The following is a 9,315-nucleotide window of genomic DNA, read 5'->3' on the forward strand; positions in this document are numbered from 1 at the left end:
CGGCACCGCACGCCTCTCTGACCAGTCCGCACTCAGCGCAATCCGCGATCTCGTCGACGGACGCTTCGCCGTCGCTTGATCGGCCTCAGTGCCAACCTCCTGAGCAGCTACGCGCGGGAAACGACGCTAACCATCTTTGTCAGCAGGCGTTGGTCTACGAAGAAAACCAACATCAGGTAACTTTAGCACTACACAACTCACCAACAAAATAACCATTGCCAAACAAAACGCCCACACAGACATAACGCCACCAATCGCACCGTAAGACGTAATCAAATAAAGGCCTACAATAACATAAACTCCGCTTGCGCAAAAATTAGCATATATTCGTAACTTCACCAAACCACGCGCAAGAAGAGCGAAGTCTAAAATACTAGCAAAATACCTCAAAGGAACAACAAACGCGAACAATAGAATTATTTCGCTCGCATCAGCATAATCCGACCCAACAAACCCTAAAAATCTTCTAATAGACGCAAAAAACAAAAATATACTACCCAAAGCCGCCGCAACCGCTACCATTTTTGCGACTTGCCAAAATACCGAACGAAAAGAACGTCCCTCTCCGACAGCATTTACTAACCGTGGCACCTGAGTGTTTCGCAACGGCTCCGCGAATACGAACGCCATTTGAAAGAACTTCTGCGCGATCGCATAAAGCCCAACCTCGCGTGAACTCGTCAAAAGCCCAACAAAGATAATATCGAATGTACCGATCAACCTCTGCATATAAATATCCGAAAGATAAGGTAAGCCGCAGACAAACTCTGAAATGATTCGGCGAAAAGAAAAAGCACTATCTCTAAACTTAATAATTCTCCTTACACAGAACCAAGATACAACAAGCTCAAACATATTCACCGCACAAAATATAAAAACAAAATACGAAGCGCTGACATCTCCAACAAATAATGTAACGGCCGATAAAACTATCAACATTGACTTAAAAAGAGCGCGAATAACCCCATCGATACTATGCTTATTAGTTACTCGAAACACGCTCTGCCACGTATTACTCAACGCTTGGCAAAATGCCCCAAAGCATAATGGCAATATAGTAAAAACACTATATCGAAATATCAACGCCATAATACACACACAAGCAATTAGGAACATCGCCAATAAAAACTGAAGTCTATATATATCCCGCGAGAATTCATGCATTCTCCCAACATCTGCAGTCAGGATTGATTGAGGATAGCCAAAGGCGACGAATACTCCAAGAGATGATGCAATCGCATAGCATGTTGAGAACGCACCAAACACATCTACAGGCAAAGACCGAGCTGCAAACAGAAAAAAGATTGACAAGCTTAATGCGAATACACCTGAACCAAGGGTGCTAAAAGCAAATTCGATGCCGCCCTTCCGCCGGAAGTAATCTATTAACCCAACAAGCCTGGAAGCAATCATGCTGTAGTTTCCTAAAATACTCAACTAGTAAAACTTCTGCATTCAAGACTTCAACAACCTGGCCTCTATATCTCTCCAGATATCGGAACAGCACTCATTGATCCAGGACACCTCACTCGCATTCAGCGCCGACTGCCAATAGTTTTGTATTGACGCCGCAGATCGCTCTCTTATGTGGGCACGATTGGGTAGGGCATAGTCGACACTATCAGAGTCTCCGGAAAGACGATTAGATGTCGCTACAGTTAATCCAGTATACTGAGACAGCCGCAAACCCAAGCCATCGGGATCTGATATATTCTCATCAATACCAACCCATAAGATGGGTAATCCCTCTATCATCCACCGCCTCACGCACGAATGTAGCATCAACCAAAGAGCCACTGCCACCTGTACTGAGTGCCTAACATCTGTAAGCCTTAAATAATCATCAGTGACGGGAAGGTCGCCACCTGAAAGTCGATAACGACCTGCAAGTTCGTCATTATCATGTTCCCAATTCATCCGCACGAAACTTGCTGCAGTTTCCAGCGGTCCGCGCAGCGTGAATACTACTGGAATACCGAACCGCCGATTGATCTCCCCCGCCAAAAAGGCTGCAAATGGGTCCTTCCAAACCAACGTTGCACATCTTGGATTCAGCCGAGCCTTCCACGCTGAAACTCTGGTCCTATTGAATAGGGACGAACGTGTAGATCCTGGGCGTCTCAATCCAAACTTAAACTTTAACTGACTTATACGCGAAATGAGGGTGTCGAGATCGAGTGGCGAGATTAGGCCTAAGGAACTCGAAGATGCAAGCATAGGAAACGGTGCCCTAGCAAACGCAAGACCAACCTCAGGATTTAGCGGTTCATATAATTCACAAACACTACCCTCGCCACACAATCGCTCACCGATGACAGTAGTCCCAGATCTAGGCATGCCTGTTACGAGCACCAACCGCTTTAGCGATTTGTTAGTTGGATCTAGGGGCGGAGAGTACAATTGATATCCCTTCTTCAAGAAAACAGACCATCTGAAATGGCGTATTTTACGCCAGCAGCTAAATTGTTGGCGACGAAGCGCAAGTTAGACGGACTTGCCCAAAACCAAGGTCTAATGCACTAACGACCAGCCCTTTTAAATCATTAAGATATAATCTCCTGGTTTCAGGAAAATTTGGATACGAAAAAGACGGCATTGGCTCCTCGCCCCAGCAAAAGGATCAAATAGATCCTCCGAGCGCTTTGATTGAATGGCGCCTACACACGTAGTCAGTGTGCGGAGCGCTGCACTCCCTGCACCCGGATTCGAGCCATCCACTACCTCAATTCTTGCCATCGTATCTAGCCCTGTCGCGGATACCAATCTACTCAAGACCAATTCCTCCCCGCTACTGTTGTTTGAAATACGAAAACTAGCCAATCGTCCAGATTTATCAGCTGATATACGCACACTAGAAGACTCAAACATCCGCCACTCGAATGGCCCGTGCGAATCAAGGGCCGTCGTGCGAGTCACTGGCGAAAAATCATCTAAATCTGACAGATAGGCCCGACATTTTCCACCCACGGCCTGAATCCCTAACTCTACATTGCCAAGGTCAATTTCTTCAGTTGCGAAATCACCCAACGCTTCGCATTGCGTGGCTGATCGAAGGAACTGTTGGTCCCGTACAAGTTCCTCGCGCAACGAATGCAGATGTGATGATCGCAACCATCGTAACAAATAGAACCAACCGTCAGCAGAATCGATAAAGCGGGAGTTCAAAGCTGTCGCTAAAATGTGGCTATCTTCTCGGTCTAAGTGAAATTCCATGCCATCGAGCATTTTTAATCGCGCCAGAGCAACTATTCTCGATGCCGCAACATCCCACTTACGGCCTTGAATGGCAGCCACGGCGACAGCCTTCTGCGCATCGACAGCCCTCCAACCAAGCTCAGCGGCAAATGCCATGGCAGTTGACCCCGTTCTAGTCCCATTTGCGATTTGGTAGGTTGCATAGGCAGTAACGACATCAGAACTGAGTGGATGTCGCAAAACATCTTTAACCGTCACCTCACTTACGGGGTCAAACCCAGTGGATGTTTGAGAATTAGCTATGGATCCGTCGGCCAAATGCGCTTGGGCAAGCGCCACCCGTGAATAATCCCAATTCACAACGATGATTACAATGGCGCCCAACAACCAAGCGAAAAACAGACTGATGGAATGTTTCGCGAGCATACCCAATTAGTCACCTTCGGCAGTGCCGTAGCTATAATAATTGTAACCGTAATAGCCATAAGCGGAATCGGCAGTCTTGGGATCAAATTTTGTCAGGACAGCCCCGATTACGTTAGCGCTGACAAGTGAAAGCCTCCGGAGGGACGATTTAATTGCTCCGCGGTGCCCTTGTGAAGCATCAATAACAATCAACGTTCCCGAAACGTGTGCAGATATTGATGCTGTATCAGACAGTCCAAGCATTGGTGGGCAATCTATGACAACTACATCAGCTGACGAAACTGCTTCTTCCAAAATTTTCGAAAATCTATCACGTCCTAGCAACATTGATGGTTCAGGCGGTCGTGGTCCTGCGAAGACGTACATCAAGTTAGGCTCATTTGAATCCTTCACGATTACATCTTGGAACCGAGAATTGCCGCTTAGTGCATCTGATAAGCCGGCACTGGAAGACGACCCCTTAATGCGGTGCAGAGTGGGGCGACGCATGTCGGCGTCAATCAGGATGACCTTTCGCCCCAATCTCGCTAGATCAATTGCTATTGCGTTCGCAGTGGTAGACTTTCCTTCCGAAGCTTGCGAACTCGTAATCGCGATTGACTTCGGCATTCCATCTACGGTCGCATAATTCAGGTTCGTAACAAGTGCTACGTAAGCTTCGCTTATCGGAAGCTTTGGATCGCGCTGCACTTGCTCCAGAGCATTGCCAGGCGATTCGGAGCCAACGTGCGGAATTAGGCCGAGCATTGGAATACCAAGCTTTGCTTCAACATCGAGCGGCGAGCGGATCGAATCGTCAAAATGGTCACGCAAGAATACAAACGCAGTGGCCACGACAAGACCTGCCAGCACCGAGAGGGCGATATTCTTTCCGAAATTTGGAGAAGAAGGTTCGGAAGGGATTTCAGCCTCATCAACTAATGACACGTTGTTCGCTGATGACCCCGCTGTCGCGTTCAATTGATTAAAGCGTTCAAGCAATGCATCATAGGAAGATCTATTTGTCTCAGCCACACGCTTCAAAACGTTGTACTGCACGCCCCGATCTTGCTCAGCTAGAGCAATTCCCTTTAGTTTTACCACTTCGTCCTGAAGTGTACGCTGTTTCTCGAGTGCCGCGCGATAATCAAGATAGACTGAGCGCTTTATGCCCTCGCCTAGACTCTGTATCTGCTGCTCTACCTTGTTAGATTGAACCTTTAGGGCCAAAACCGCTGGATAATCGTCGAGGTACCGCGCCCTAGCCGCCGCAAGCTGCGCATCAATTTCCGCCTTTTGCTTTATCATGGCCTGGATCGCAGGATTAGATAATGCCTGCGGCGTGGTTAAGACTGGGACTCTGGCAATTGCCTCCCATCGATCCTCCGCGGCAGCGCGATCAGCTGCCGCCTGGTTTGCTGCAGCATTGGCTTGCACCAAACTCTCGTTAGTGACTGAAAGGGTAGTCTCTCGATCTGCGTTAACCCCCTGACCGGCAACTCGGATTAATCCGGCAGCTCGGGAATATTGGTTTAATTCGCGTTCGGATGTCTCTAACTTAGCTCTTGCTTCCTGGAGTTGTCGCGCAAGAAAATCGCGCGCGTAAGATGAACTGTCGAATTTGCGATTGAGATTGCTGTCTATATACTCCTTGGCGACAGCATTCGCAATACGCGCAGAAAGCTTGGGGTCAGACGAGCGGAAGCTGATTGTAATTACCCTGCTTTCTCTTGGCAGAGTAATTGTCAGATTTTCTTGCAAAAGAATAATCGCTTGCTCTAATCTGTAATCATTGAGCGCGCTTGCGCTGGTCATGTTCGTCGGAAGATCCGAATATTCTGGAAGTTCGCTTTTTAGCGATTCAAAGAAGTGAGGATCGTCTTTGGCCTTTTCAGCTTCTACAACACGCATAGCCAAAGATTGACTGTTTAAAACGTCAACCTGTGTTTGCAGAAAGCGATCTGCATCTTGATATGAGTTGTTCTGGGTGAGCTCGCTCCCCTCCAAAATTTGATCGGCTTGTTGCTCAACCAAGACAGATGATCGAGCAGTATATGTCGGTGTAGCGAGTAGGGTCAACACTGTCCCTAGCAATACCGCAGCAGCCAGAAAACCAATGATCCAAAGAATATTCTTGCGCAGCAGATTTAGCAGTCGCCGGAAGTCGATTACCAACAATGGTTCACCGTCGTCTGGGTAACCGCCCCGATTCATATTCGCATCGAATGGCCCAGTATTATTGTTCAAAGCTTGCTCACCAGTCATGATCAGAAATTCCGGAAGACGTTAAAGATGGGTGCCGCAGCAATGAAATCGCGATAGGCGCCCTTGACCGCATTGAAGCCGACCACGATCTGGTCGCCACCGAGGATTTCGGGATCTTGTGCGCGACCCTCGCGGATATCCTTGAGATTGAAAACGGCGCCCATGCGTTGTCCGTTGATCTGCCTGAACACGACGATTTCGTTGACCTGCGCAACGCGCGTGAGCCCCTTGGCCCGAGCGATCGATTCCATGAGGCTGGATGAACCCGAAACTTCGTAGACGCCCGGTTCGATCACGTTGCCTTCAACCACCACGCGCTGTGCGGCGGAGGTTTCGACGCCAACCACGACCTGCGGGTTTACGATATATCGTGCCGACAAGCCCTTCTCCAGCTCACGGCTGAGCTCGATGGGGGACTTGCCTACGACGCGAACCGTGCCGACCAGTGGGAAGTTGATATTGCCGCCGGCATCGACCTGGATCTTTTCGAACGAGAGATCCGGTTCCTGGAAAGTGCGGATCGAAAGGGTGTCAAGCAGGCCGATGCGGTACTGCGCCGGGCCCTTGCCGGGGTCTGCCGCCGGAACCATCTTGTACGCATCCTCGCCGCGCGGCAGATATGCGGCAGGCGAATAGCAGCCCGAGAGCGTGAGAATTAGCAACGCCGACAGTGTGACAGGTTGAACCTTCAAGTCTGCTTTCCTTCATATTCGGGCGGCCGGGTCAGCAAGCCGACCAGCAAGCCGGCAATCGCCAGCATGGCTTCATTGCGAAGGGGGTAGTCGATCAGTGCCTGCCCTGCAATCATCACGAAAGCTGTGGCGCAGATCACTTTTTGAGCTCGATGTTCGTCATTCACCGCCGTCCTGAAAAGGCGCACCAGCAGAAATCCGACCCAGCACAGCAGAACAGCATATCCGACAATGCCACTTTCGATACCAAGCTCAAGGTAATCGTTATGCGCGCGGTTTGTTGCGGCCGGAACGAGATTCTCGAGTGACTCGTATATCGGGAAGACGGTCGTGAATGTTCCGGTGCCGGCACCTGCTGGCCAGAATGCCTGCCACGCGCTCCACGAATCCTCCCAGATCGCAGGTCTCGCATCCTGCAAGTCATCGAACCGGGCGAGCGCCTGCTGCACTCGCGTATTGCTCAGGAGCAAGCTTACCGTGGCGATACCGGTCATTGCCAGCAGCGCGATACCGATCACGGCTCGGTGGCCTGCCGCTTTCAGGCGGCCCTTGCGGGCATGGATGGACTGCCCGACCCGCCATGCCAGCGCGACGCAAGGAACGATCGCAAGTGCAAGCGACGATCGCGACTGGGTCAGCACCACCGCAATCGCCAACATGAGACCAATCCCGATGCGCAGTCCAAGATCGAGATTACGCGTGCGCAATTGCTGCGGGAGCAGGATGACGATGAGCAGGCAGATATCGAGAAACAAGCCTGCAGGGTTATGATAGGCAAACAAGCCGTGGAGCTGGTGCGGATTGCGGATCTGGTCGTAGGGAATGAGGATGCGGTTGCCCGACGAGAGCTGGATAGTGCCGAGCAGAACCATGAACAGACCCATTGCAGCCAGGCTCTTGAGCACATAGCTGCGATCGCGAACCGATGCATTGGCCACCAGAAGCGCAGCACCCACCGCAGGAATGAGGCTCAGGGCCGCCATCATTGTCCGCGCAGGATCAACCGAGAACGACATCCATGCATCGGGCATTTCTGCAGCCGTCAAAGAGGCCAGCACAAGTTCACGACCGGCAAGCTTTGTCCACAGCTCCGGAGGCAACTTGATGACTTGCAAGACTGGCAATGCGACAGTGATCGCAATCAGGGCAAGCAGCGCGCGGTCCAACTTCCTGAACTGCAGCGCGGATTCCGGCGCTCTTGCGGGCCAAAGCAAGATACCAAGGACGACAAGTTGCACCAGCATATTGGGCAACGGGTAAGGAACGCCGCCCCCACCCAAAACAAGCGACACTGCCAGGATTGCGATCAGCCGAGCTTGCCGAACCTTAGGAATGCGCTGCAAACCAAAGCTCTCCCAATCAGAATGTCTCTATCTCGCAGAGCCGGAAATGCGCCATCGGCAGCAATCTGCAGGCGCAAAAAAAGGCTGGCCGATCAAGCCGACCAACCTTTCCTTGTATCAGGTTTCGCTCAGCCGTTCGACTTGTCGATAGCCTTCACGATACCGTAGGTGGCAAAGCCAAGAGCAAGCGCGCCAATGACGTAGCCAGCGGCCGAAATGCCGTTTTCACGCTTCACCGAGCGCGACGCACGGACTTCCTTGCTGCTGAGGACGGGCTTTACGCCATTGAGCGATGCAGCCGCAGTCGTGCCGGCATTGGCCGCCACAGGAGCAGTCAGCATCGCCGCAGCAGCGGCAGCGGCAATCATAGACTTGATCTTCATAACGGTCTCCATTCCAGAATCAGTTTGCGACCTGTGGGCTTGAAATACCGCACTGCACAACCAATGGCAACTGCTTAATATTACTCGTTCAGTGCGCCCCATCCACAACCCGCCGATCCCTGGTTGGTTTCTGCCCGGGGCAGGACGCAGCATTGTAGACCTGGCTGCGCCATCGTCAAGTGCCTGTATTCTTTTACATTATCTGGTACAGCGCCCTGCCAGGAGACGAGCAAAAACTCTTCCCCGGACAAGGCGGGACGTCCGGATCGCCACCGTTGGCGGTGCTGACTAAATCATGAACATCATCTTATCTTTAGTTCAGGCGGCTATGCGCATGCGCCGCACCCGGCTAAGCAAAAGGCCTGATGGCGCTGCTAACGCAGGGTTAACCACGATTATCCAAGCATGGTCTCATGACCATTCGGCCTGCGTCCTCACCCACCCTGACCCAGTGCTGGTTCACCCGAGCACATTCCCCTGCGCGCAGATCCCGGACACGCGACAACGAGTATTTCGTTGCCGCCTGTCGCTACTGCCACCGGCCTATTCATTCACGCTCCGGCAACCATTGGACACTTGCTGACGGGTTTGACCTTGATGCCCTTGCCGAACAGGCAACCCAGCCGTTCATCTGTGTCAGCGATCCCGCAGATGGCCTCGTCATAGCCCGGATAGCGATCGACACTCCGGAAAGCGACGATGCCGCCAAGGAACAACTGGCACATGTCAAGGAGCGTTACGCAAGCATGATGCCCGATCGCACTCTTGACATCAGAGTGCTGGGGCGAGAGCGAAGCAAGACAAGGACATGAACCCGGCGGCTCGCCGTTGAGCTCGATCCGAAACTAAGTTGAGTGGTATCAGTGGGTTAGCTTGACGACCCGCCCAGTCGTTGATTCAGGGGTTTCGCCAAAAACTACCTGGGATACAACGATGTGGACCGATACCACTCGCGCTCTCCATGCGCGAAGCATGCTAGCTTTACCAACAGATTTAACCGATGCCGAATGGGCTTTCTTCGAGCCCCTTCTT

General features: G+C 51.5%; 7 protein-coding genes and 1 pseudogene. 1 reads left to right on the forward strand and 7 read right to left on the reverse strand.

Features of this window, described 5'->3' with window-relative positions:
- Positions 1-126 precede the first annotated feature (126 nt).
- The 7 genes from HGI46_RS19950 to HGI46_RS19980 form a co-directional block, all read right to left on the reverse strand.
- On the reverse strand, positions 127-1,413 hold the full coding sequence (locus HGI46_RS19950; protein ID WP_168905579.1) for an oligosaccharide flippase family protein: 1,287 nt from the start codon (positions 1,411-1,413) through the stop codon (positions 127-129).
- 1,122 nt (positions 1,414-2,535) lie between these two features.
- Complete coding sequence (locus tag HGI46_RS19955; RefSeq protein ID WP_168905580.1) at positions 2,536-3,627, reverse strand: hypothetical protein; 1,092 nt, start codon at positions 3,625-3,627, stop codon at positions 2,536-2,538.
- Positions 3,628-5,865, reverse strand: a complete 2,238-nt coding sequence (locus HGI46_RS19960) for a polysaccharide biosynthesis tyrosine autokinase (RefSeq protein ID WP_168905581.1) — start codon at positions 5,863-5,865, stop codon at positions 3,628-3,630.
- Positions 5,866-5,867: 2 nt separating this feature from the next.
- Positions 5,868-6,557: a polysaccharide biosynthesis/export family protein gene (locus HGI46_RS19965; protein ID WP_240946915.1), complete on the reverse strand. Its 690-nt coding sequence runs from the start codon at positions 6,555-6,557 to the stop codon at positions 5,868-5,870.
- On the reverse strand, positions 6,554-7,900 hold the full coding sequence (locus tag HGI46_RS19970) for an O-antigen ligase family protein (protein WP_168905582.1): 1,347 nt from the start codon (positions 7,898-7,900) through the stop codon (positions 6,554-6,556). The genes HGI46_RS19965 and HGI46_RS19970 overlap by 4 nt, the downstream gene beginning before the upstream one ends.
- Positions 7,901-8,028: 128 nt before the next feature.
- On the reverse strand, positions 8,029-8,283 hold the full coding sequence (locus HGI46_RS19975; protein WP_168905583.1) for a hypothetical protein: 255 nt from the start codon (positions 8,281-8,283) through the stop codon (positions 8,029-8,031).
- Between the two features lie 551 nt (positions 8,284-8,834).
- Complete coding sequence (locus tag HGI46_RS19980) at positions 8,835-9,008, reverse strand: hypothetical protein (protein ID WP_168905584.1); 174 nt, start codon at positions 9,006-9,008, stop codon at positions 8,835-8,837.
- Between the two features lie 208 nt (positions 9,009-9,216).
- Between HGI46_RS19980 and HGI46_RS19985 the strand changes: the two are divergent.
- Positions 9,217-9,315 (forward strand): annotated as a pseudogene (locus tag HGI46_RS19985) (IS5/IS1182 family transposase); the annotation flags it as partial.

The sequence above is a fragment of the Novosphingobium sp. ERW19 genome, assembly GCF_012641315.1.
In the GTDB taxonomy this organism is placed as follows: Bacteria; Pseudomonadota; Alphaproteobacteria; order Sphingomonadales; family Sphingomonadaceae; genus Novosphingobium.

Excerpts from the sequence above, each read along its gene's own strand:
- HGI46_RS19950 (WP_168905579.1), bottom strand. The coding sequence starts at position 1,413 with ATGATTGCTTCCAGGCTTGTTGGGTTAATAGATTACTTCCGGCGGAAG.
- HGI46_RS19960 (WP_168905581.1), bottom strand. The coding sequence starts at position 5,865 with ATGACTGGTGAGCAAGCTTTGAACAATAATACTGGGCCATTCGATGCG.
- HGI46_RS19975 (WP_168905583.1), bottom strand. The coding sequence starts at position 8,283 with ATGAAGATCAAGTCTATGATTGCCGCTGCCGCTGCTGCGGCGATGCTG.
- HGI46_RS19980 (WP_168905584.1), bottom strand. The coding sequence starts at position 9,008 with ATGTGCCAGTTGTTCCTTGGCGGCATCGTCGCTTTCCGGAGTGTCGAT.